Origin of the sequence: Streptomyces sp. NPDC048142, assembly GCF_043202835.1 — a bacterium.
In the GTDB taxonomy this organism is placed as follows: Bacteria; Actinomycetota; Actinomycetes; order Streptomycetales; family Streptomycetaceae; genus Streptomyces.
In genome coordinates this window covers 1-22,443 of the sequence record NZ_JBIDBC010000003.1, presented here as the reverse complement: position 1 = coordinate 22,443, position 22,443 = coordinate 1, and the positions used below count along the sequence as shown (strand labels likewise).

General features: G+C 72.6%; 21 protein-coding genes. 10 read left to right on the top strand and 11 right to left on the bottom strand.

Annotation, left to right across the window (positions count from 1 at the left end):
* Positions 1-138: 138 nt before the first annotated feature.
* Positions 139-921: an adenosylcobinamide-GDP ribazoletransferase gene (locus ACGF2Y_RS05050; RefSeq protein ID WP_392943321.1), complete on the bottom strand. Its 783-nt coding sequence runs from the start codon at positions 919-921 to the stop codon at positions 139-141.
* Positions 922-1,010: 89 nt separating this feature from the next.
* On the opposite strand from ACGF2Y_RS05050, the gene ACGF2Y_RS05045 reads away from it, so the two are divergent.
* Positions 1,011-1,775 carry a hypothetical protein gene (locus tag ACGF2Y_RS05045; protein WP_392943320.1) on the top strand — a complete coding sequence of 255 codons (765 nt, stop codon included), beginning with the start codon at positions 1,011-1,013 and terminating at the stop codon, positions 1,773-1,775.
* Here ACGF2Y_RS05045 and ACGF2Y_RS05040 read toward each other — a convergent pair.
* From ACGF2Y_RS05040 to ACGF2Y_RS05030, 3 genes are all read right to left on the bottom strand, one after another.
* A complete protein-coding gene (locus ACGF2Y_RS05040; RefSeq protein ID WP_392943319.1) occupies positions 1,673-2,440 on the bottom strand; it encodes a hypothetical protein in 768 nt (255 codons plus the stop codon). The genes ACGF2Y_RS05045 and ACGF2Y_RS05040 overlap by 103 nt on opposite strands.
* A gap of 202 nt (positions 2,441-2,642) precedes the next feature.
* Positions 2,643-3,776, bottom strand: a complete 1,134-nt coding sequence (gene cobT, locus ACGF2Y_RS05035; protein ID WP_392943318.1) for a nicotinate-nucleotide--dimethylbenzimidazole phosphoribosyltransferase — start codon at positions 3,774-3,776, stop codon at positions 2,643-2,645.
* Positions 3,777-4,078: 302 nt separating this feature from the next.
* A complete protein-coding gene (locus ACGF2Y_RS05030; RefSeq protein ID WP_392943317.1) occupies positions 4,079-5,281 on the bottom strand; it encodes a bifunctional adenosylcobinamide kinase/adenosylcobinamide-phosphate guanylyltransferase in 1,203 nt (400 codons plus the stop codon).
* 78 nt (positions 5,282-5,359) lie between these two features.
* On the opposite strand from ACGF2Y_RS05030, the gene ACGF2Y_RS05025 reads away from it, so the two are divergent.
* A complete protein-coding gene (locus tag ACGF2Y_RS05025) occupies positions 5,360-5,569 on the top strand; it encodes a hypothetical protein (RefSeq protein ID WP_392943316.1) in 210 nt (69 codons plus the stop codon).
* A 191-nt stretch (positions 5,570-5,760) separates the two neighbouring features.
* On the opposite strand, the gene ACGF2Y_RS05020 is transcribed toward ACGF2Y_RS05025, so the two are convergent.
* The 3 genes from ACGF2Y_RS05020 to ACGF2Y_RS05010 all read right to left on the bottom strand — a co-directional run bounded on the left by ACGF2Y_RS05020 (position 5,761) and on the right by ACGF2Y_RS05010 (position 8,475).
* Positions 5,761-6,849, bottom strand: coding sequence for a S1C family serine protease (locus tag ACGF2Y_RS05020; protein ID WP_392943315.1), 1,089 nt, complete (start codon positions 6,847-6,849; stop codon positions 5,761-5,763).
* A gap of 235 nt (positions 6,850-7,084) precedes the next feature.
* The gene (locus ACGF2Y_RS05015) at positions 7,085-7,777 is read right to left on the bottom strand and encodes a methyltransferase domain-containing protein (protein WP_392943653.1); all 693 of its coding nucleotides are present in this window, start codon (positions 7,775-7,777) and stop codon (positions 7,085-7,087) included.
* A gap of 98 nt (positions 7,778-7,875) precedes the next feature.
* Positions 7,876-8,475 (bottom strand): DUF3043 domain-containing protein, encoded by a 600-nt coding sequence (locus ACGF2Y_RS05010; protein ID WP_392943314.1) that lies wholly within the window; start codon positions 8,473-8,475, stop codon positions 7,876-7,878.
* A gap of 340 nt (positions 8,476-8,815) precedes the next feature.
* Between ACGF2Y_RS05010 and ACGF2Y_RS05005 the strand changes: the two genes are divergently transcribed.
* The 5 genes from ACGF2Y_RS05005 (at position 8,816) to ACGF2Y_RS04985 (ending at position 15,403) form a co-directional block, all read left to right on the top strand.
* The gene (locus ACGF2Y_RS05005; RefSeq protein ID WP_103531870.1) at positions 8,816-9,601 is read left to right on the top strand and encodes a PspA/IM30 family protein; all 786 of its coding nucleotides are present in this window, start codon (positions 8,816-8,818) and stop codon (positions 9,599-9,601) included.
* A 10-nt stretch (positions 9,602-9,611) separates the two neighbouring features.
* On the top strand, positions 9,612-9,890 hold the full coding sequence (locus tag ACGF2Y_RS05000) for a hypothetical protein (RefSeq protein ID WP_392943313.1): 279 nt from the start codon (positions 9,612-9,614) through the stop codon (positions 9,888-9,890).
* 54 nt (positions 9,891-9,944) lie between these two features.
* Positions 9,945-11,240, top strand: a complete 1,296-nt coding sequence (locus tag ACGF2Y_RS04995) for a sensor histidine kinase (RefSeq protein ID WP_392943312.1) — start codon at positions 9,945-9,947, stop codon at positions 11,238-11,240.
* Positions 11,241-11,317: 77 nt separating this feature from the next.
* Complete coding sequence (locus tag ACGF2Y_RS04990) at positions 11,318-12,061, top strand: response regulator (protein WP_392943311.1); 744 nt, start codon at positions 11,318-11,320, stop codon at positions 12,059-12,061.
* A gap of 192 nt (positions 12,062-12,253) precedes the next feature.
* Positions 12,254-15,403: an efflux RND transporter permease subunit gene (locus tag ACGF2Y_RS04985; RefSeq protein ID WP_392943310.1), complete on the top strand. Its 3,150-nt coding sequence runs from the start codon at positions 12,254-12,256 to the stop codon at positions 15,401-15,403.
* Positions 15,404-15,464: 61 nt separating this feature from the next.
* On the opposite strand, the gene ACGF2Y_RS04980 is transcribed toward ACGF2Y_RS04985, so the two are convergent.
* Entirely contained in the window at positions 15,465-15,659 is a 195-nt protein-coding gene (locus ACGF2Y_RS04980; RefSeq protein ID WP_392943309.1) for a DUF397 domain-containing protein, read from the bottom strand.
* Entirely contained in the window at positions 15,656-16,483 is an 828-nt protein-coding gene (locus ACGF2Y_RS04975) for a Scr1 family TA system antitoxin-like transcriptional regulator (RefSeq protein WP_392943308.1), read from the bottom strand. The genes ACGF2Y_RS04980 and ACGF2Y_RS04975 overlap by 4 nt, the downstream gene beginning before the upstream one ends.
* 148 nt (positions 16,484-16,631) lie before the next feature.
* On the opposite strand from ACGF2Y_RS04975, the gene ACGF2Y_RS04970 reads away from it, so the two are divergent.
* The 3 genes from ACGF2Y_RS04970 (at position 16,632) to ACGF2Y_RS04960 (ending at position 17,840) form a co-directional block, all read left to right on the top strand.
* Entirely contained in the window at positions 16,632-16,931 is a 300-nt protein-coding gene (locus tag ACGF2Y_RS04970) for a hypothetical protein (protein ID WP_392943307.1), read from the top strand.
* Between the two features lie 84 nt (positions 16,932-17,015).
* A complete protein-coding gene (locus ACGF2Y_RS04965; protein WP_392943306.1) occupies positions 17,016-17,507 on the top strand; it encodes a GNAT family N-acetyltransferase in 492 nt (163 codons plus the stop codon).
* A gap of 9 nt (positions 17,508-17,516) precedes the next feature.
* On the top strand, positions 17,517-17,840 hold the full coding sequence (locus ACGF2Y_RS04960; protein ID WP_392943305.1) for a hypothetical protein: 324 nt from the start codon (positions 17,517-17,519) through the stop codon (positions 17,838-17,840).
* 51 nt (positions 17,841-17,891) lie between these two features.
* Here the strand turns inward: ACGF2Y_RS04960 and ACGF2Y_RS04955 are convergent, their stop codons facing one another.
* Together ACGF2Y_RS04955 and nadA are read right to left on the bottom strand one after the other, a co-directional pair.
* Positions 17,892-20,222 (bottom strand): tetratricopeptide repeat protein, encoded by a 2,331-nt coding sequence (locus ACGF2Y_RS04955; protein WP_392943651.1) that lies wholly within the window; start codon positions 20,220-20,222, stop codon positions 17,892-17,894.
* A 347-nt stretch (positions 20,223-20,569) separates the two neighbouring features.
* Positions 20,570-21,757 (bottom strand): quinolinate synthase NadA, encoded by a 1,188-nt coding sequence (nadA, locus tag ACGF2Y_RS04950; protein WP_392943304.1) that lies wholly within the window; start codon positions 21,755-21,757, stop codon positions 20,570-20,572.
* Between the last annotated feature and the right edge of the window lie 686 nt (positions 21,758-22,443).

Here is a 22,443-nt window from a genome sequence, read left to right as displayed (position 1 = left end):
GTCGGTTCCGGTTGGTACGCCGCGGGTACAGCGGTCGGTTCCGGCCGGTGCGACGCGGGTACGGCCGCCGCCGCGGGTGGTCGTCCCCGCAGTCGTCCCCGCAGTCGTTCCGGCGGCCGTTCCGGTCCTGCCACGCCGTCAGGCCCCGAGCGCCAGCACCACCAGGGCCGCCGTCGCCGCGGTCTCCTCGACGCCCCCGAAGACGTCCCCGGTGACCCCGCCGAACCGCCGGACGCAGTGCCGCAGCAGCAGTTCGGCGGCGGCGAGCGCGCCGAGCACCGCGAGCGCGTGGTGCAGCGCCGCGTACGGGCCCAGCGCCGCGCCCGCCGCCGCGCACAGCGCCACCGTCACCACCACCGCGAGCAGCGCCCGCCCGGCCGGGACCGTGGACGCCACCGTCGCCCCGAGCCCCTCCGGCCGGGCCGCCGGGACGCCCTGACGGGACGCCAGGGTCAGCGCGAGCCGGGCGGCGACGCCCGCGACGACGGCCCCGAGCGCCCCGTGGGCCCAGCCCTCCCCGTACAGCTCGAAGAGGACGGCGACCTGGGCCAGCAGGACCAGGAGCAGGGTGATGACACCGAACGGCCCAATGTCGGACTGCTTCATGATCCGCAGCGCGTCCCCGGCCGGCTTCCCGCTGCCGAGGCCGTCCGCCGTGTCCGCCAGGCCGTCCAGATGCAGCCCCCGGGTGAGCGCGGAGGGCACCGCGACGGAGGCCACCGCCGAGAGCAGCGGCCCCGAGCCGGCCAGCAGCGACAGTGTGCCGAGGGCGGCGGCGAGCAGCCCCACGACGAGCCCGGCGAGCGGGGCGCAGAGCATCCCGGAGCGGGCGGTCACGCGGTCCCAGCGGGTCACCCGGACGGGCAGCACGGTCAGGGTGCCGAAGGCGAAACGCAGGCCATGGCTGTTCAGGGAGGTCACCGCGCGCAGGCTAGCCGCTGGGCCCCACCGATAGATTGGCAGAAACGCGGCGAACGGCAACGAAACCGGATGTATCGGGAGTGGGTGGCGTGGGTCACTGGTGGCACGACAACATCGCGGAGCCGGGCAAGATGCCCCTGCTCCTCGCGCTGGCCGCCTTCGTCCTGACCTTCGCGATCACCCGCACCATCACCCGCATGATCCGCGCCGGGAAGGGCCCGTTCCGCAACATCGCCCCGGGCGGGGTGCATATCCACCACGTGGTGCCCGGGGTCGTGCTCTCGGTGATCGGCGGGTTCGGCGCGGTGGCCGGCGGCCGGCACGGCGTGGCCGCCGGGGTCTGCGCGGTGATCTTCGGGGTGGGGGCCGGTCTGGTGCTGGACGAGTTCGCCCTCATCCTGCATCTGGACGACGTGTACTGGACCGAGGAGGGCCGCCAGAGCGTGGAGGTGGTCGTGCTGACCGCCTCCCTGGTGCTGCTGATCCTGGCGGGCTTCTCCCCGCTCGGCGTCGACGACGTCACCGACGAGGAACAACAGGGCAGGCTCGGCGTCATCACGACGTACGCGATCAACTTCTGCTTCGTCCTGATCGCCCTGTTCAAGGGCAAGACGCGGATGGCGGTGCTCGGCACCCTCGTCCCGGTCGTCGCGCTGGTCGGCGCGATCCGGCTGGCCCGCCCCACCTCGCCCTGGGCCAGGCGCTTCTACCGCCACCGTCACCGGGCCCGCTCCAGGGCGCTGCTGCGGGCCTACCACCACGACGTGCGCTGGGCCGGGCCGCGCCGGAGGTTCCAGGACCTCATCGGCGGCGCTCCGGACCGGGCCCCGCTGCCGCCCGCGCCCGGGTCCTGAGTGCTGTGCCGCCGCCCGCGCCACTCCTGTACGCCGCACACCACCAGGACGGCGGCGATGGCGGCCAGATGCTCGCGGCCCGCCAGGTTGTCCTTGACGAGGACCTCCACCACCATCGCGAGGACCACCAGCGCCCCGGTGAGCCAGGCGCGCCGCTGGTGGCAGACGTACACCGCGAGCCCCACGACCGCTGCCGAGGGGCCGGTGTCCACCACCTGCGCGTCGGAGGCGGGCAGCCCGGGGAACGTCTCCGGCCCGAGCGCGATGCCGATCCGGGCGTACAGCGTCCCCGCCAGCGTCGCGACGTACGCCACCGTGAGCGTGCGCCACCGCCCCAGGCACACCTCCGCGATGCCGAACACCAGCAGGATCTGGGCCAGCGCGCCCCACACCGGCAGATCGAGGGCCGGCACGAACAGTGACAGTGGGGTACGCAGGAGGGCGAGCCAGAGCGGGTCATCGGCCCGTACGGCTCCGAGGTTCTGTACCGGCCGGTAGCCCCACGCCTGGTTCTGCACCACCTGGACGGTCGCGGTCAGCGCCACCGCGGTCAGCGTCAGCGCGAGCGCCCGAACCCCGCGTCCGGCGAGCCCCCGCCGTACGGTCGAGCACAGCGGGCCCCACTCCCGCGCCGCCGCCCGGCGCAGGGCCGGGAGACGGCTCATCCGCTCTTCTCGAACAGCACGGACTCGAACAGCATGGAACAGGCCCCCGGTCGTCGGTCGGTAGCCGGCGTCGGCACGGATGCGTGCCGAGCCGCGCTCCCTCTCGAAGACGGACCGGGGCAGCGCGAAGTTGAGCGACACCTGAGTGACGCCGATCTCGTCCACGCACCGGGGGCGCCGGGAGAGGCGGGGGGCCGCGCCCTCAGACCCCGTCGAGGGCCGCTGCCTCCGACACCGACTTCGGCTCCGATACCGACTCCGGCTCCGACTCGTCCACCGACTCGTCCACCACCTGTTCCGGTTCACGCTCCGGCAGTTCGGCGGCCAGCGCCGCCGCCGCCTGCACCAGCGGCAGGGCCAGCAGCGCGCCGCTGCCCTCGCCGACCGTCACCCCGTGGTCCAGCAGCGGCGTCAGCGCCATCCGGTCCAGCGCCTTGGCCTGCGCGGGCTCCCCGCTGACCTGGCCGGCCAGCCACCAGTCCGGCGCCCGGAACGCCGCCCGCTGCGCCACCAGCGCGCAGGCCGCCGCGACGACCCCGTCCAGGATCACCGGCATCCGGCGCACCGCACTCTGGAGCAGGAAACCCGTCATCGCCGCCAGATCCGCCCCGCCGGACGCGGCCAGCAGCTCCAGCTGGTCGCCGAGCACCGGGCGGGCCCGGCGCAGCGCGTCCCTGATCGCCGCGCACTTGCGCATCCACGCCAGGTCGTCGATGCCCGCACCGCCACGCCCGGTCACCACGGAGGCGTCCGTTCCGCAGAGCGCCGCGACGAGGGTGGCCGCAGCCGTGGTCCCGCCCACGCTGAGGTCGCCGAGCACCACCAGATCGGTCCCGGAGTCCGCCTCCTCGTCGGCGATGGCCATGCCCAGGCGGACCGCCTGCTCGGCCTCCTCCAGGCTCATCGCGTCCTCGACGTCGATCCGCCCCGAACCGCGCCGCACCCGGTGCCGCACCACGGACTCGGGCAGCAGCTCCGGATCGCAGTCCAGGCAGACGTCCACGATCCGCATCGGCACCGAGAAGCGCCGCGCCAGCACCGCGACAGGGCTCGCCCCGTCGAGGGCGGCCCGCACCAGCTCGTACGCGCTTCCCGCCGGCCGGCCGGATACGCCCAGCTCGGCCACCTTGTGGTCACCGGCGAAGAGCACCAGACGCGGCTGCTCGACGGCCCTGACCGGTACGGACTGCTGCGCGGCGCTGAGCCACTCGCCCAGCTCGTCGAGCCGGCCGAGCGCCCCGGGGGAGACGGTCAGCCGCTCGCGCCGTTCCTCTGCTTCGCGCCGCACACCCCCGTCGGGGCGTTGGATCAGGTCGGAGAAGTCGTCCAGGTTCACGGAGGTCTGCCTCGCGGGTCGTCACGTCGGGTCCGGTTGCGGGAACCCGGCGGCGGGCCCCCAGAGCGTGTCCGGACACGCCCTGCCCGGAACAGTACCGGTCGGCCCACGGGGCGGGCCCGGCCGTGAGCGGCACGCCCCCGCCCAGGGGCCAGCCCTGCCTATGGCCCGGCTGTGAGCAGTACGCCCCGCCCAGGTGACGGTCCGGGCCCGCGCCCCTGCCCACGGCCTGGCTGTGAGCAGTACGCCCCCGCGTACGGGACGCCCCCGCGCACGGGCCCGGCCCTGATCCGCCGGCCCCCTCACCCCCGCAGCACCAGCACCTGCCCCGCCACCACCAGCAGCACCTGCTCGCACTCGGCCGCCACCGCCGCGTTCAGCCGCCCCAGCTCGTCCCGGAACCGCCGTCCCGCCGACGTCGCCGGAACCACCCCTGACCCCACCTCGTTGGTCACAAGGACCACCGGACGCCGGGTCCCGCGCACCGCGGCGACCAGCTCGGCGACCCGCTCCCGCAACGCCGCCTCGCCCCCGTCGCGCCACCGCTCGTCCTCCCAGGCCGCCACCCGGTCCATCGCGTCGGTCAGCCACAGCGACAGGCAGTCGATCAGCAGCGGCGGCCCGTCCGCCGCCAGCAGCCCCGTGAGCTCGCAGGTCTCCTCGGTCCGCCAGGCGCCCGGCCTGCGCTCCCGGTGCAGTCCGACCCGGGCCGCCCACTCCGGGTCGCCGTCGCGGCGGCCGCCGGTCGCCACGTACACCACCTCGGGGAACGTCTCCAGGCGCTGCTCCGCCTCCAGCGACTTCCCCGACCGCGCGCCGCCCGTCACCAGCACCCGGCGCGGCACGTCCGGCACCGCGTGGTACTCGCCCACCACCAGCGTCGTCCCGTCGGGCACCGCCCGCGCCCCGGCCGCCGCGAGCCGCCGCTCCAGTGCCACGCCCGGCGGGGCGTCGTGATCCAGGTGGACCGCGATCACCTCGGTCGTCGCCCCGGCCGCACCGGCCGACCGCAGCCGGGCCACCGCGTCGGGCCGCGCGATCACATCGCAGACGACCATGTCGTACGTTCCGTCCGCCCGCCCGTCGAGACGTGAGGGCGCGGCCCCCGGCGGCAGGTACAGCAGCCGCTCGCCCTCCGGCGCGGTCACCTCGTACCCGGTCCCCGGGGCGTCCATCGCCACCGCCCGCACCCGGTGCCCGCTGATCAGCGTCAGGACCTGGCCGTCCGGCACCCGGCCGGCCGGCGGCAGCAGGGCGGGCAGTTCGACGGCGGGGCCGTCGTGCGGGTGGGTCAGCAGCACCTGGCGGACCGCGCCCAGCGAATGCCCCGCACGGGCGGCCGCGAACACCGCCCCGGGGGTGAGGTCCAGCAGCAGCGCGTCGTCGACCAGCAGCGCCGTCGCGGCCCGCGCCCACGGGCCGCGGGCCGAGGCGCAGGCCGCGCAGGGACAGGAGGGGCGCGGCAGCCCTTCGGGGGCTCCGGTGCCGAGCAGAGTCAGTTCCACACTTTGATCCTCCCGTGTCCCCGCGTGAGGTGCGCGTCCGGCTACGCTTCGGACAGCAACGTGACCCGGGAGGCTGGCATGGCGTGGACGTGGCGGTTCGAGAAGTCCGACGGTACGGCGACGGAGCCGGCGCTGAAGCCGGAGGAGTTCACCACCCAGGGCGACGCGGAGTCCTGGATCGGTGAGTACTGGAAAGAGCTCCTGGAGGGCGGCGCCGCACAGGTGACGCTCTTCGAGGACACGACCAAGATCTACGGCCCGATGAGCCTGCAGGCCGACGGCGCCTGACGCTCGGGCGGCAGCGAGGACAGCGGAAGGGCGGGCGGTACGGGGACCTCCTCGTACCGCCCGCCCTTCCGCGCGTCTCCTGCCCGGACCCCGCAGAGTGCCCGGACCTCGCAGAGCGCTCAGACCTTGCCGAGCGTCCGGATCTCGCCGAGTGGCCGGATCTCGCAGGGTGCTCAGACCTCGCTGAGTCCTCAGATCTCGCCGAGCGTGACCTCCGCCGTCCGGCTGTCGTCGTCCCGCGTGTACGTCACGGTCACCTGCTGGCCCGGTCTCTCGCCCGCCAGCGCCTCGGCGAGCGAGGTGATCGTGGTGACCTCGGCGTCCCCGACCCTCGTGATGATGTCCCCGGCCCGCAGCCCCGCCTCGTCCGCCGCCCCGCCCCGCTCCACGCTGACCAGCGCCACCCCGGCGGGGCGGTAGCTGTCGTCGACGACCGTGCGGCCGGTGATGTTCAGCGCGGCCCGGCCCGAGTCGGTGACCCTGCCGTCCTTGATGATCTGGTCGGCGACCGTCGTCACGATCGAGACGGGGATCGCGAAGCCGATGCCCGGCGCCGCGCTGTCGCCCATCCGCGGGTCGGTCGCCGCGAGGGTCGGAATGCCGATCACCTGACTGTCGAGATTGACCAGCGCCCCGCCGCTGTTGCCCGGGTTGATCGCCGCGGACGTCTGCACCATGTTGGCGATCGTCGCGCCCGTGCCACCGCCCGCCCGGCTCTCGCTCACGGTCCGGCCGAGCGCCGAGACGATGCCCTGGGTGACGCTGCTGGACAGGCCGAGCGGCGAGCCCATCGCCATCACGATCTGCCCCACCCCGACCTTCTCCGCGTCGCCGAACTCCGCGGGCTTCAGCCCGTCCGGCACCTCGTCGAGCTTGATCACGGCCAGATCCTGCTCCGGGTAGGAGAAGACCAGCGAGGCGTTCAGCACGGCCTCCCCGGTGGCGACGCTGACCTTGAACCTCTCCTCGTCGCCGACCACATGGGCGTTGGTGACGATGTGCCCCCTGTCGTCGTAGACGACCCCGGAACCGAGGCTCTGCGAGGCGTCGATCTGCACGACCGACGGCAGTACGTCGTTGATGACGGACTGGTAGGCGTTCTGCAGATCGTCGGGGGCACGCTGCACCGCACCCTGCGCCGTGCCCGACGCAGGGGTCTCGGGGGCCGGGGCCGCCGGGTCCGTACCTGAGCAGCCGCCCGCCAGGGCGAGGGCGCAGACGGCCGCGGACAGGGGAAGCAGCAGCCTGCGCGCCCGGCCGCCGAAGGGGGATACGTCCATAACCGGAGTCTGGAGTCCGGCCCGTTCGGGTGCCCGCGCTGCTGGGCCGAACGGGCTCCCGTAACGCCGGTGCTCAGGGCTGTCCCGCAATCCCTGGTGGGCGCACGACGTCAGCTACGGCACCTCGCCGTATTGTCGGAACGCCCGAATACATCCAGTATGCGGGCGTCCCTCCGCCTTGCGATGCACCGCATCTGACGCCGCGCGCTGATCCACCAGGATTGCGGGACAGCCCTTAGCCGCGCACTCCGCACAGATGCAGCAGTGCCGCCACACTTCGGTACGGGTCGGTCCGCCCGGCCCGGTCCTCCAGGGTGAGGACCCGCTCCAGCTCCTCGGGCGGCAGCTCCACGTCGTGTCCCGCGTTGTCCGTGAAGACCCGCACCCCGTACCAGGCGTGCAGCGGCGCGGCGATCCCCGCGAGCGTGGCCCGCAGGGCGTCGAGCCGGTCCGCGCGCACCGTGAGGCCGAGGCGGTCGGTGTACGTGGCGGTGTCGAAGGCGGTCAGGGCCGCGCCGAAGTCACCGGCGAGCCCCGGGCGCATCGCGAGCGCGTCCGCGTTCCGTACGAGCAGGGAGAGCAGGCCGCCGGGGGCCAGCATCCGGGCGAGCCCGGCCAGCATCGGGTCCGGTTCCTCGACGTACATCAGGACGCCGTGGCACAGCACCAGGTCGAAACTGCCGGGCAGGAAGTGCACACCGGTGTCCCGGCCGTCGCCCTCGATCAGCCGGACGCGCTCCCGGATGCCCTCCGGCTCGGTCGCCAGGGACGCACGGGCCGCCGCCAGCATCCCGGCGTCCGACTCCAGGCCGGTCACCGAGTGACCGGCCCGCGCCAGCCGCAGCGCCTGGGTGCCCCGGCCCAGGCCGACGTCCAGGACGCGCAGCCGCCGGCCCACCGGGAACCGCGCGGCTATCTGCTCGTCCAGCTGCCGCGCGACGAGCTCCTGGCGGACCCTGTCGCGTACGCCGCCGGGACCCGCCGGCCACGCCGAGGTGACCCCGGTGAGGCCGGAGGCCTCCGTGCTCAGGGCCGCTCTCCGCGCTTGACCTGCGGCTTCGGAAGCCGCAGTCGGCGCATCTGGAGCGTGCGCATCAGGCCGTACGCCACGGCCCAGCGCTTCGGCGTGTCCGGGAAGCGCTCACGCAGCTGCTTCTTCAGGCGCATCGACAGACCGATCGAGTCGATCACGATCAGGATGATCACGCCGACCCAGAGCAGCAGCGAGATGCTCTGGATGTTCTGCACCTGGATCACGCTGAGGATCAGGATGACCACGGCGATCGGCAGGAACCACTCGGCGACGCAGAAGCGCGAGTCCACGTAATCGCGGACGAAGCGCCTGACCGGGCCCTTGTCGCGGACCGGGAGATAGCGCTCGTCGCCCGACGCGAGGGCCTCGCGCTTCCTGGCCATGTCGGCGCGGCGCGCTTCGCGCTGGCGCTTCACGGCCGCTTTGCGGTCGGTCGGCGCGCTGGACGCGGCGCGTCGGCGCTGCGTCTGGGCCTCGCTGCGCTTGGGGGTGGGGCGACCCTTGGGAGCCTGCGGGTCGCGGGGCTGCTGGGAGAGGTCCGCCGTCACCTTGTCGGTGGGGGCCTTCTCTGTCTTGGCACGGCTACGGAACACAAAACCCAAGGGTACGGGGTCGGCGCGCGGGCCCGGAGATCCGGGCGGGAACGATCCGGCAACGGACGGCGTCCCCAGGAGTGCCACAGCGGGCCGATACGGGCGTTGACCGCCTGTTTACGGGTGTTGGCCGCCTGTTCCGGCGTACGTCGACGAGACGTCCCCGAGCCGCGCCTACACCCTGGGCGGGAGTGTTCACGAGGCGCAGTCGTCCTTGGGGAGGAGCACATCGGGACTCGGACAGTGCGGTAATAGAGACAGGGCCCGTACTGTGGGTTCTATCCGGAGTGCTGGAGCTCAGTCCGTCAGAAGGGGGCGCGCGAAGCCCATGAGCGGTGTCATGAAGCGTATGGGGATGCTTTTCCGCGCGAAGGCAAACAAGGCCCTTGACCGGGCCGAGGATCCGCGCGAGACCCTGGATTACTCGTACCAGAAGCAGCTGGAGCTGCTTCAGAAGGTGCGTCGCGGCGTCGCCGACGTGGCGACGTCCCGCAAGCGCCTGGAGCTGCAGCTGAACCAGCTGCAGGGCCAGTCGTCCAAGCTGGAGGACCAGGGCCGCAAGGCGCTGGCGCTGGGCCGCGAGGACCTGGCGCGCGAAGCGCTGTCCCGGCGCGCCGCCCTTCAGCAGCAGGTCACCGACCTGGAGACGCAGCACACCACGCTGCAGGGCGAGGAGGAGAAGCTCACCCTGGCGGCCCAGCGGCTGCAGGCCAAGGTCGACGCCTTCCGCACGAAGAAGGAGACCATCAAGGCCACCTACACGGCGGCGCAGGCCCAGACCCGGATCGGTGAGGCCTTCTCCGGCATCTCCGAGGAGATGGGCGACGTGGGCCTCGCGATCCAGCGGGCCGAGGACAAGACGCAGCAGCTCCAGGCGCGGGCCGGCGCCATCGACGAGCTGCTCGCCTCCGGTGCCCTGGACGACCCGACCGGCACGGCGAAGGACGACATCGCCGCCGAGCTGGACCGGATCTCCGGCGGCAGCGATGTGGAGCTGGAGCTGCAGCGCATGAAGGCCGAGCTGGCCGGCGGCTCCTCGTCCTCGCAGCAGGCCATCGAGGGCGGCGCCCAGGACAGTGCGCCGCAGTCGCAGCAGTCGTCCCCGCACAAGTTCGACAAGCAGTAAGGGCAGCGTCATGATCGTACGGATCATGGGGGAGGGCCAGGTCAAGCTGGCCGACAGTCACTTCGTCGAACTGAACGAGCTCGACGACATCCTGCTCAAGGAGATGGAGAGCGGCGACGGCCCCGGCTTTCGCACGACTCTCCACGCGCTCCTGGACAAGGTGCGCGAGCTCGGCACTCCGCTGCCGGACGACTCCCTGGAGCCGTCCGAGCTGATCCTGCCGGCGTTCGACGCCACCCTCGAAGACGTCCGTGCCATGCTCGGCGACGACGGTCTCATCCCCAACTGATTCCCCGGGCCGGCTCCGGCGGGCCCGGGGACCGGCCGCGTACCGTTGCTGGACGTGACCACCCTCTCGTCCGGCTTCGCGCGCGCCCGCCGCTGGCTCCGGGACCATCCCCTCGCGTTCGACGCGACACTGGCCCTCGGCGCTCTCGTCGCGATGATCTGCGGCTCCTTCGCCGGGCCCGGCACCGGACACGGGCCGACCTTCGGCGCCCGCACCCCCGAACCGTTCAGCGTGCTCCTGATGGTGCTGACCGCCCTCGCCCTGGTCCTGCGGCGACGGCGTCCGCTGGCGGTGCTCGCCGCCACCGGGGCCCTCTCGGCCACCGAGTACGTCCTGATGGACCCGCCCGCCCCGGTCGTCATGAGCGCGGTCATCGCGCTCTACACCGTCGCCTCGCGCACCGACCGCCCCACCACCTGGCGGGTCGGGCTGCTGACCATGGGGGCGCTCACCGCGGCCGCGATGATCTTCGGCTCGACGCCCTGGTACAGCCAGGAGAACCTCGGTGTGTTCGCCTGGACCGGGATGGCGGGGGCCGCCGGGGACGCCGTACGCAGCAGGCGCGCGTTCGTCGACGCGATCCGCGAACGCGCCGAGCGGGCCGAGCGCACCCGTGAGGGGGAGGCCCGCCGCCGGGTCGCCGAGGAGCGGCTGCGGATCGCCCGGGACCTCCACGACGTCGTCGCCCACCACATCGCCCTGGTCAACGTCCAGGCCGGGGTCGCCGCCCACGTCATGGACAAGCGCCCGGACCAGGCCAAGGAAGCGCTCGCCCACGTCCGCGAGGCCAGCCGCTCCGCGCTCAACGAACTCCGGGTCACCGTCGGACTGCTGCGCCAGCAGGGCGACCCCGAGGCGCCCACCGAACCGGCCCCCGGGCTCGCCGTCCTCGGCGAGCTGGTCGGCACCTTCCGCAACGCCGGGCTCCCCGTCGAGGTGGCCTGCGCCGACGCCGGGCCCCGGCTGCCCGCCGCCGTCGACCTGGCCGCCTACCGGGTCATCCAGGAGGCCCTGACCAACGTCCGCAAGCACGCGGGCGCCGGGGCCAGGGCCGAGGTGAGCGTCGTACGGGTCGGCGCCACCGCCGAGGTCACCGTGCTCGACAACGGCCGGGGGAGCACCGCCCGGCGGCCCGGCGCCGGACCGGGCGACACCGCCGACGACGGCGCGGACAGCGGCGGCCACGGCCTGATCGGCATGCGCGAACGCGTCACCGCCCTCGGCGGCGCCCTCACCGCGGGGCCTCGGTACGGCGGCGGTTTCCGGGTCCATGCGATCCTTCCGGTCGAGGCCCGTACGGGTGAACCGGAGCGGCCGGGCACAGCGGGCGGGACGGGGCTCTGCCGATGACCCAGCCGACGCCGACGCCGACGACTCGACAGACGCCGACGCCGCCGACTCGACAGACGCCGACGCCCGAAGCGCCGATGACCCAGCAGACGCCGAGCCCGACGCCGGGGCCCGGTCCGCGGGAGTCGTCCATCAAGGTGCTGCTCGCCGACGACCAGGCGCTGCTGCGCAGCGCGTTCCGGGTGCTGGTGGACTCCGAGCCGGACATGGAGGTGGTCGGCGAGGCCGCGGACGGGGCCCAGGCGGTCGAGCTGGCCCGCGCCACGGGCGCCGACGTGGTGCTCATGGACATCCGGATGCCGGGCACCGACGGGCTCGCCGCCACCCGCATGATCAGCGCCGACCCGGAACTGTCCGCGGTGCGGGTGGTCATGCTCACCACCTTCGAGGTCGACGAGTACGTGGTCCAGTCGCTGCGCGCCGGAGCCTCCGGCTTCCTCGGCAAGGGCGCGGAGCCGGACGAACTCCTCAACGCCATCCGGATCGCCGCCGCCGGCGAGGCGCTGCTCTCCCCGGCGGCCACCAAGGGGCTCATCGCCACGTTCCTGGCCCAGGGCGGCAGTTCGGGCTATCAGGGGGAGGGGCCGGACAGCACGGAGTACGCGGAGCGGCTGGCGGCGCTCACCGGCCGCGAACGCGAGGTGCTGGTGCTGGTCGCGGGCGGCCACTCCAACGACCAGATCGCCGAACGCCTCGCGGTCAGCCCGCTCACCGTCAAGACCCATGTGAACCGGGCGATGGCGAAGCTGGGAGCCCGGGACCGAGCTCAATTGGTGGTAATCGCCTACGAATCGGGCCTGGTGCGTCCCCGCGCGGACTGACGGGGTGGGGCCGGGGCGTACGACGGTGTACTCCGCCTGCGGTATGCGCGACAGAGGAAAGCAGCCCGGGGGGCGACGCTTCGGCGACGCGGAGCGGAGATCGTAGGACCGGGCCGGAGGCGCAGGCTCCTGATGTTCTCCCCCTCCCCTCCCCGTCCTCTGCCGCGTACGCCACAGAAGAGAGACCCACCCATGTCCTGGCTGTCCAGATTCAGCCTCGCGCAAAGGGCCCTGATCGGGCTGATCTCGATAGTCGCGCTGGTCTTCGGCGCGATAGCGATCCCGCAGCTCAAGCAGCAACTGCTGCCGACCATCGAACTGCCGATGGTCTCGGTGCTGGCGCCCTACCAGGGTGCGTCTCCCGATGTGGTCGAGAAGCAGGTCGTCGAGCCCCTGGAGAACTCCCTCAAGGCCGTCGACGGCGTCGAGGGCGTCACCTCCACCGCCAGCGAGGGCAACGCCCTCATCATGGCGACGTTCGACTTCGGCGACGCAGGCACCAAGCAGCTCGTCGCGGACATCCAGCAGGCGGTGAACCGGGCCCGTGCCCAACTGCCCGCCGGTGTCGACCCGCAGGTCATCGCCGGCTCCACGGACGACATCCCGACCGTGGTCCTCGCCGTCACCTCCGACAAGGACCAGCAGGTCCTGGCCGACCAGCTCGACCGCACGGTCGTCCCGGCCCTTGAGGGCATCGAGGGCGTCGGCCAGGTCACGGTGGACGGCGTCCGGGACCTCCAGGTCTCCGTCGTCCCCGACGACAGGAAGCTCGCCGAAGCCGGCCTGAACGCGGGCGCGCTCTCGCAGGCCCTCCAGGCGGGCGGCGCCACCGTGCCGGCCGGTTCCTTCTCCGAGTCCGGCAAGAGCCGCACCGTCCAGGTCGGCGGCGCCTTCACCTCACTGAAGCAGATCGAGGACCTCCAGGTCGTCGCCGGGGACCCGGCGGGCGGCGGGCCCGGAAAGCCGGTGCGCGTCGGCGATGTCGCCGAGGTGAGGCAGGAGCCGTCCACGGCGGTCTCCATCACCCGCACCAACGGCAGGCCGAGCCTCGCCGTGACGGCGACGATGGACAAGGACGGCAGCGCGGTCGCCATCTCGGACGCCGTCAAGGACAAGCTTCCCGGCCTCCGTGAGGACCTCGGCAGCGGCGCGGAGCTGACGGTCGTCTCCGACCAGGGCCCCGCCGTCTCCAAGTCGATCTCGGGCCTGACCACGGAGGGCGCGCTCGGCCTGGTCTTCGCGGTCGTCGTGATCCTGGTCTTCCTCGCCTCGATCCGCTCGACGCTGGTCACCGCGGTCTCCATCCCGCTCTCGATCGTCCTCGCGCTGATCGTGCTCTGGACCCGCGACCTGTCGCTCAACATGCTCACGCTCGGCGCGCTCACCATCGCCATCGGCCGGGTCGTCGACGACTCGATCGTGGTCCTGGAGAACATCAAGCGTCACCTCGGCTACGGCGAGGAGCGCCACGCGGCGATCATCACCGCGGTCAAGGAGGTCGCCGGAGCGGTCACCTCCGCCACCCTCACCACCGTCGCGGTCTTCCTGCCCATCGGTCTGGTCGGCGGCATGGTCGGCCAGCTCTTCGGCTCGTTCTCGCTGACCGTCACCGCGGCCCTGCTGGCCTCCCTGCTGGTCTCGCTCACGGTGGTCCCGGTGCTGTCGTACTGGTTCCTGCGCGCACCCAAGGGCACCCCCGAGGACGCGGCGGAAGCCCGCCGCGTCGCCGAGGAGAAGGAAGCGGCCAGCAGGCTCCAGCGGATCTACGTCCCGGTCCTGCGCTTCGCGACCCGCCGCCGGGTCACCAGCCTCGTCATCGCCGTCGCCGTGCTCTTCGGCACCTTCGGGATGGTCCCGCTGCTGAAGACGAACTTCTTCGACGCCGGCGAACAGGAGGTCCTGAGCGTCAAGCAGGAACTCACCCCCGGCACCAGCCTGGAAGCCGCCGACGAGGCGGCCCGCAAGGTCGAGAAGGTCCTTCAGCAGGACAAGGGCGTCAAGGACTACCAGGTCACCGTCGGCTCCTCCGGCTTCCTGGCCGCTTTCGGCGGCGGCACGGGCGCCAACCAGGCCTCCTACCAGGTCACCCTGAAGGACGCCGCGGACTACGAGGACGCCCAGGACCGCATCGACGAGGCCCTCGGCAAGCTCGACGGCATCGGCGACACCACCATCGCCGCGGGCGACGGCTTCGGCTCCCAGGACCTGAGCGTCGTGGTCAAGGCCGCCGACGGGGACGTCCTGAAGAAGGCCGCCGAGGCGGTCCGTACCGAGGTCGCCACCATCAAGGACGTCACCGACGTCCAGAGCGACCTGGCGCAGAGCGTCCCGCGCATCTCCGTCACCGCCAACGACAAGGCGGCCGCCGCCGGATTCGACTCCGCCGCCCTCGGCGGAATCGTCGCCGGAGCCGTCCGCGGCACACCCGCCGGCACGGCGACGCTGGACGACACCGAGCGCGACATCGTCATCCGGTCCGCCGACCCGGCCGCCACCCTGGCCGAACTGAAGGCCCTGCCGCTCGGCCCGGTCACGCTCGGCGACATCGCCGACGTGAAGGTGGTGCCCGGCCCGGTCTCGATGACCCGGATCGACGGACAGCGATCGGCGACGATCACCGCCAAGCCCGTCGGCGACAACACCGGCGCGGTCGGCGCCGATCTCGCCGAGAAGATCGACGCCCTGGACCTCCCCGATGGCGCCACCGCCACCATCGGCGGCGTCACCGAGGACCAGGACGAAGCCTTCGCGCAGCTCGGCCTCGCCATGCTGGCGGCCATCGCGATCGTCTTCATGCTGCTGGTGGCCACGTTCCGGTCGCTCGTCCAGCCGCTGATCCTGCTGGTCTCCGTGCCGTTCGCGGCGACCGGCGCCCTGGCCCTCCTGCTCATCACGGGCACGCCGCTGGGCGTTCCGGCGATGATCGGCCTGCTGATGCTCATCGGCATCGTGGTCACCAACGCGATCGTGCTGATCGACCTGATCAACCAGTACCGCGCCCAGGGCCTCGGCATCGTGGAAGCCGTCATCGAGGGCGGCCGCCACCGCTTCCGCCCGATCCTGATGACGGCGCTCGCGACCATCTTCGCCCTGCTCCCGATGGCACTCGGCGTCACCGGCGACGGCGGCTTCATCTCGCAGCCGCTGGGCGTCGTGGTGATCGGCGGCCTGATCAGCTCCACGCTGCTGACCCTGCTGCTCGTGCCGACGCTGTACGCGATGGTCGAGCTCCGCAAGGAGCGCCGCGCCAGGAAGAAGGCCGCCAAGCGCGCGGCCAGGGCAGGCACCCCGGACCGGCCCGAGCCGGAGGAGGCCCGCGAGGCCGAACCCGCGCAGGCCTGACACGGCGGAAGGGGCCTGTCCCACGCGGGTGCGTGGGACAGGCCCCTTCCGGGTTTCCCGGCTACTTGATCGAGGAGATGAACGCGTCCCAGGCGGTGGCCTGGAGGACGAGTGCGGGTCCGGTGGGGTTCTTGCTGTCGCGTACAGGGACGAGTTCGGGGAAGTCGTCGCTGACCTCCACGCATTCACCCCCGTTCGTGTTGCTGTAGCTGCTGCTGCGCCAGTGGGCGGTGCTCAGCTCGGGGGAGTGGGTCATGATCGGTAGCCCTCCATCGCGGTACGAATCCGTTCCGCCGACTCGTCCAGCGTGAGGGAGTTGGCCCGCAGCACGTCGTACTGCCGCCGCCATTTCTTCACCGCGACCGGGTCTTCGTAGAGATGACCGGCCTGGATGCCTTCCTCGTACGCCACCGAAGTGCCATCCGGCAAGGTCAGCAGAGTCAGCGCGCCACCCAGCAACGAGTGCGGCCCCGCACTGAACGGCATCACCTGAACCTTACTGCTCGGCGTGTCCACCTGCTCCAGCAGCGAAGCCAGTTGCTCACGCATGCAGTCAGGGCTGCTGACCTGCCGCCGCAGTACCGCCTCGTCGATGATTGCCCAACGGAGTGGTGGGTTGTCCGAACGCAGCCGCACCTGGCGGGACATCCGCGCCGCGACACGATCCTCGACCTGCTCGGGGCTCAGCTCCTCCTGGCAGCGGAGCAGGCCCCGCGCGTACTCCTCTGTCTGCAACAACCCCGGCAATGCCTGCGCCCCGTACTGCTCTATTACCTCCGCCCGGAACTCGAAGTCCATGTACCGCTGGTACTGGTCCGGATGGATCTCGCGCCGGGCCAGCTCGTACAGCCCGTGGAAGTGCTTGTCGGTCCCGAAGGCGATGTCCAGGCGGCTCGGGATGTCGGGCGGCGGCATCAGGTCCGCCGTCTCGATCCGCCCCAGCGTGCTCTTGCTGGAGTTCACGATGCCCGCGAGCTGGACGAGGGACAGACCAGCCCGCTCGCGGTGGCGGCGCTGCTCGGAGCCGAAGTAGTGGCGGGCGGAGAGGTACGGGGTGAGGGGCTGGGGTTTGAACGTCACGTGCGTGCCTTTCGTGTGTCCCGTTCCCAAGGCCGGGACAGCGGCGCTCTGTTGGGGCGATGTTCCCCAGGGCGACGATTGAGGCACACACCGTAACCGCCCTCTCCTGCGGTGCACCAGAGGGCCTTCTCCGGAGGTAGCGACCGAGATGATGTTCGACAGCAAGGGCCGGGCCCTGCGACTGCTCCCGTGGACCAACGACTTCGGGGCGCCGTGCTGGCTCAGCACGACGAACCCCGACAGCCGCGTCTCCCGGATGGCCGACGAGCTGGAAGCCGCCATGATCGCCTCGGCCGAGGAAGTGCTCTCCGAGGCGCGGGAGTTGCTGGCGGATTCCGTGGTGGGGGAGCAGGAGCTGCGGTTCGCGGGCGCCCGGCTCGCCGAGTCGCTGGGGGACACCCTGCGGATCGCGGCGAGCCGGGGCGGGCGGCTGGAGAGTGCCGACTGAGGGGCGGCGCGGGTCTCGCGCCGCCCCTCCCGGCGGCGTAAAACGCGTTGCGCCGGCTGTGGGTGGACCCTGAGGATTGGGCGTATGCCGCCCGTGAAGATCGAGATTCGGCCATACGTCAACGATGACTGGGACGCGATCGCGCGCATTCACGATGCCGCGCGCCTTGATGAGTTGCGCGACTCCGCCGGTGTCGAGGCGTTCCTGACGCTCGCGCAGACCGCTGAGCAGGAGGGGCTGTTCGACGGCCAGTTGTGGGTGGCGGAGGTCGACGGGAGAGTAGCCGCTTTCGTCGCGCTCGATGACGACGAGGTCACCTGGCTGTACGTCGACCCGCAGCGCTATCGGCAGGGGATCGGCAGGGCACTGCTGCGCCACGCTGTTGCCGCTGCCGGACCGAGGGTTGAAGTCACCGTGCTCGACGGCAACCCGGCCGCCGAGGCGCTCTACGCGGGCGAGGGATTCATCGTCACCGAGACCCGGACCGGCCGGCTGGTCGGCAATGAGGCGTTCACCGCCACCGGCCACATCATGCACCGCGACACCGCGACGGCACCCACGGGCGTCGCCGGCTGATACGGCCGCGTGAGCTACGTCCTGCGCAAGGATCGCCGGGGCCGGAGCCGGAGCCGGAGCCGGAGCCGGAGCCGGAGCCAGGGCGACAACCCTGCCTCGGGGCGGGTGCTCGCGAAGGCGGGCTTCGTACGGGTCGGGACGCTGAACGGGATGATCGAGTGCTGCCTGTCGCCCGGCCACGAGAGCATCCAACGGGCAGCGAAGCCGTCGGGCCACGCGCTTACCGTGCCCGTGCTGCGAGAAAGCGGCGCGGGCGCCCGGCTCGCCGAGTCGCTGGGGGACACCCTGCGGATCGCGGCGAGCCGGGGCGGGCGGCTGGAGAGTGCCGGCTGAGGGGCGGCGCGGGTCTCGCGCCGCTCCTCCCGGCGGCGTACGCGTGGGTTCTCAGGCGGCCCCGCCGAGCGCCTCGACGATCCGGCGCAGCGTCTCCCCGTGCCGCTCGGGGTGGCGGGCGGCGACGGCGACCGTCTCCCGTACCAGCCGGGCGCGGGTCTCCTCGTCGGCCCTGTGCCGGAGCGCGGCCAGGTCGTCCGGTTCGAAGCCCTCGGTGGCCCCGGCGAGCACCAGGGCCACCTGCGCGTGGGTGAGCGAGGAGAGCCGGTCGCCGAACACCTGGCCCTCGATGCCCCCGCCGTGCATCAGCGCGGTGCCGTCCCCGGCCTCCAACGCCCGGTCCACGTAAGCCTGGAGGGCCTCGCGGTCCTCGACGAGGCGGTACGCGGCGTCCAGACCCTCGGTGCGGCCGATGTCGAGCATCGCGACGTGGGCCAGCGGGGTGGCGTCGGGCGGCTGTACGGTCAGGAGGCGCGGGTGCTCCTGGAGGTACGCCCGTGACTCCGTCCAGTCCGCGCACTCCAGCCACTGGGCCAACTGCTCCTGCAGGATCAGCGGATCGTAGGCGGCGGTCACCCCGTGGACGAGGACGGCCTCGCGGAGCAGGGCGTGCCGCTGCGCACCGCGCGGGTCCAGGACCGCCAGTTCGTCCAGGGCCGTCGCCGCCTCCTCGCTGCCGAGGACATCGGCGTTGCGGGACCAGAAGTCGCGGGACCGGGGCCAGTTCGGCGCGAACACCCAGGCGTTGACGAGATCCAGGGTCTGAGCCGGCAGGGCGAGCCAGTCCGGCACGGGCGTGAAGGTCTCCTCCTCCCACGCCGTGCGCACCGCCGCGGTGTCCCCGTACGCGCGCAGCGCCTGCCGGGCCCGTACGGTCACGGTGTCCGGGCTGCCGGCGGCCTCCCCGTCCTCGTCGAGCCACCGCACCAGCTCGGTCACCCCGGTCGCCGGGTACGGGTCGGGGCAGCGCAGCAGGAAGGCGTTCCGCTCCACGCCCAGGCGCCGGGCGGTCGCCGGATCGGCCGCCGTGAACTCCTTGACGGTCTCGTCGAACTCCTCGACCGCCGCCGCGTGCTCGCCCGTACGCGCGAGCGCCCGCGTCAGGTCGTCCAGGGCCGACACCAGGGCGGTGACCGGGGCGGCGGAGGCACCCGGGCGTTCCAGCGCCAGGGACCGGTGGAGCGCCACCGCCTCCCAGAACGCCTCCACCGCCCCCTCCGCGTCGCCCTCCAGCTCCACGTACGTACCGAGCGTCTGAAGGGCCCCGGCCAGCTCGGCCAGCACGGTGTCCCCCTCTTCCCGCAGCAGCTCGACGGCCTCCCGCACCGGGGGCAGGGCACCCACCGGGTCCCCGGTGGCGGCCAGGCACCGGGCCTGGGTGCGCAGGGCGGCGGCGAGGCCGGGCCGGAAGGTCTCCGCCTGCTCGGCGGCCCGCTCGCGGTGGAGAGCCACGGCCTCCTCCGCCGCCCGCAGCCCCGCCGCCGGATCGCCGGCCCCGCCGAGGTGACCGGCCAGGCCGTCGAGCGCCATGGCCAGCTCCGGGCGGAAGGCGGCCGGCCGCTGCGCGGCGAGGTCCCGGAAGAGGCTCACGGCCTCCGCGGTCGCCTCGACCGCCCCGGAGGTGTCGCTCACGGCCGCGCGGTGGCCGCCGAGGGTGCGCAGAGCCGTGGCCAGCCGTGAACGGTAGGTCTCCGGCTCGTCCGCCGCCAGGTGCCGGAGGAGGCCCACCGACTCCTCGGTCCGGGGCACGGCCTCCACCGGGTCACCCGACCCGGCCAGATGGCCCGCGTAACGCAGCAGATACTCCGCGAGCGCCGGTACGGACGCCCCCGGCTGCCCCTCGTCGACCAGCTCCCGCTGGAGCCGTACGGACTGCTTCGCGAACGGCACGGCGGTCGCCCGGTCCCCGGTGTCGGCCACGCGGTCGCCCAGCGCTCCCATGGTCAGGGCCAGCTCCGCCTGGTAGTCCCCGGGGCGCTTCATGCCGAGCTCGGCGTAGATCCGCGCGGCCTCCTTCGCCGGGGGCAAGGCGCCCGCGCTGTCCCCGGCGGCGGCGAGCCGGTCCGACCACTGGTGCAGGGCCCCGGCCAGCTCGGGCGCGAAGCCGCCGGACCCCTCCTCGCCGAGGGACCGGTAGATCCCGGCCGCCTCCTCGGCCGGCGCGATCGCCCGCCGTGCCTCCCCGGCCCCGGCGCGGAGTTCGGAGAGGCCGACGAGAGCGGCGGCCAGGGCGGGCAGGCCGGTGGCGGGGTCCTCTTCGGCGGCGCCGCGCCGGTTCCGTACCTCTTCCTCCGCCTGCGGCAGACTCCACTCCGCCATGGCCCCCACGCCCGTCCCGCGCGCCTCGTCGCCCACGCCCGTCCCACGGTCCTCGTAGTTCATGCCCGCCCCACCGTCCTCGCCGTTCATTCCGGTCAGCCTCATCGGTCCCGCCGCGCGGAGATTCGCTGCGGTGAGTAGCAGCGTAGTTACGCGGTGGTGTCATCGGCGGCGGTATGGGAGAACCGGCCCGACCGGATCGCGAGCGGAACATCCCGACCGGCACGCGAAAGCCGGCACCGCGAAGGCTCCGGTACGCGATGGGCCCGGTACGCGCGACAGACCCGGCGTGCGATAGGCCCGGTATGCGAGAAGCCCCGGTACGCCGACCTGCGGCATACCGGGGCTCCCGGGGTTCCTGGGGACGTACGGGATTCCCGGGGCTTCCGGGGCTTCCGGGGCGTACGGCGCTACGGCAGCGCCAGCATCCGCTCCAGCGCGAGCTTCGCGTACTTCTCCGTCTCCGGGTCGACCTCGATCCGGTTGACCAGCTTCCCGTCGGCCAGCGACTCCAGGGTCCAGACCAGGTGCGGCAGGTCGATGCGGTTCATCGTCGAGCAGAAGCAGACCGTCTTGTCGAGGAAGACGATCTCCTTGTCCTCCGCGGCGAAACGGTTCGCCAGCCGGCGGACCAGGTTCAGCTCCGTACCGATCGCCCACTTCGAGCCGGCCGGAGCCGCCTCCAGGGCCTTGATGATGTACTCCGTCGAGCCCACGTAGTCCGCGGCGGCGACGACCTCGTGCTTGCACTCCGGGTGCACCAGCACGTTGACCCCGGGCATCCGGGCCCGGACGTCCTCGACCGACTCGACCGAGAAACGGCCGTGGACCGAGCAGTGCCCGCGCCACAGGATCATCTTCGCGTCGCGCAGCTGCTCGGCGGTGAGGCCGCCGTTCGGCTTGTGCGGGTTGTAGAGGACGCAGTCGTCCAGCTCCAGCCCCATGTCCCGCACCGCCGTGTTGCGGCCCAGGTGCTGGTCGGGGAGGAAGAGGATCTTCTCGCCCTGCTCGAAGGCCCACTCCAGGGCCCGCTTCGCGTTCGAGGACGTGCAGATCGTGCCGCCGTGCTTGCCGGTGAAGGCCTTGATGTCGGCGGAGGAGTTCATGTACGAGACGGGCACCACCTGGTCGGCGACCCCGGCGTCCGTCAGCACGTCCCAGCACTCGGCGACCTGCTCGGCGGTAGCCATGTCGGCCATCGAGCAGCCGGCCGCCAGGTCGGGCAGCACGACGGCCTGGGCGTCCGTGGTCAGGATGTCGGCGGACTCGGCCATGAAGTGGACGCCGCAGAAGACGATGTACTCCGCCTCCGGGCGCGCCGCCGCGTCGCGGGCCAGCTTGAACGAGTCGCCGGTGACGTCCGCGAACTGGATGACCTCGTCGCGCTGGTAGTGGTGGCCGAGGACGAACACCTTGTCCCCGAGCTTCTCCTTCGCGGCGCGGGCGCGTTCCACCAGGTCCGGGTCGGACGGGGAGGGGAGGTCGCCGGGGCATTCGACGCCGCGCTCGCTCCTCGGGTCGGCCTCACGGCCGAGCAGCAGCAGCGCGAGCGGCGTCGGCTGTACATCCAGGGGCTGGGCCGTGGTCACGTCACGCACCCTTTCTTCTCTGCGTTCTTGTCCGCGCTTCTGCGAACGCGCCTTTTCGTCTATTTGACGCTATCTATCATAGCTGCTTCGTGTCACTTTGACGATGCCGATAGCGTCGATGTGACGCATCCCCCGGGATGGCTTGCGGGTTCCGGGATCCGGCGCGCACCGACTCCGGACGGTAACCAGCTCCCGGCCTGTGGTCATTCGGAGCCCGGCACGCTCACCGGGGCGCTGGGAAGGTCCCGCGCTCAGTGGCGGCGGCAACTCGGGGAAGAGGGGCCGTCCTTCTCCGTGGCTGGGCCGGTATCCGAAGTCTGCCGCTGGGGTCGCGACCCCAGCATTCGGCCGGATGCCACATCGGGGCCGGCCTGCTCCACGGATCGCACCACGCCGGCCCTTGGCGGCTGCGGTTCACGGTCCTGGCTGTGGGCATGGATTCCGAAGCTGAGCTGCGGCTGGCGTGGGCGCGCGACGGCATGGACGGAGCGCCTGGCGTCGCTTGCCGGACTCGGGGGCCTGACCCGGCGGGGCGCGTTTTCAGCGGAAAGCAAACCGTTCGCCCGCATCGACGAGAGGAAGCCCGCCATGAGTACTCCCCGCTTCCTAATGTTGTTGTCAAGCGGCTGCGGTCACGGGCGGTGTGACCTCGTAGCACCGTCGGTCACGGATCAGGGCCCACAAGACGTTGACGC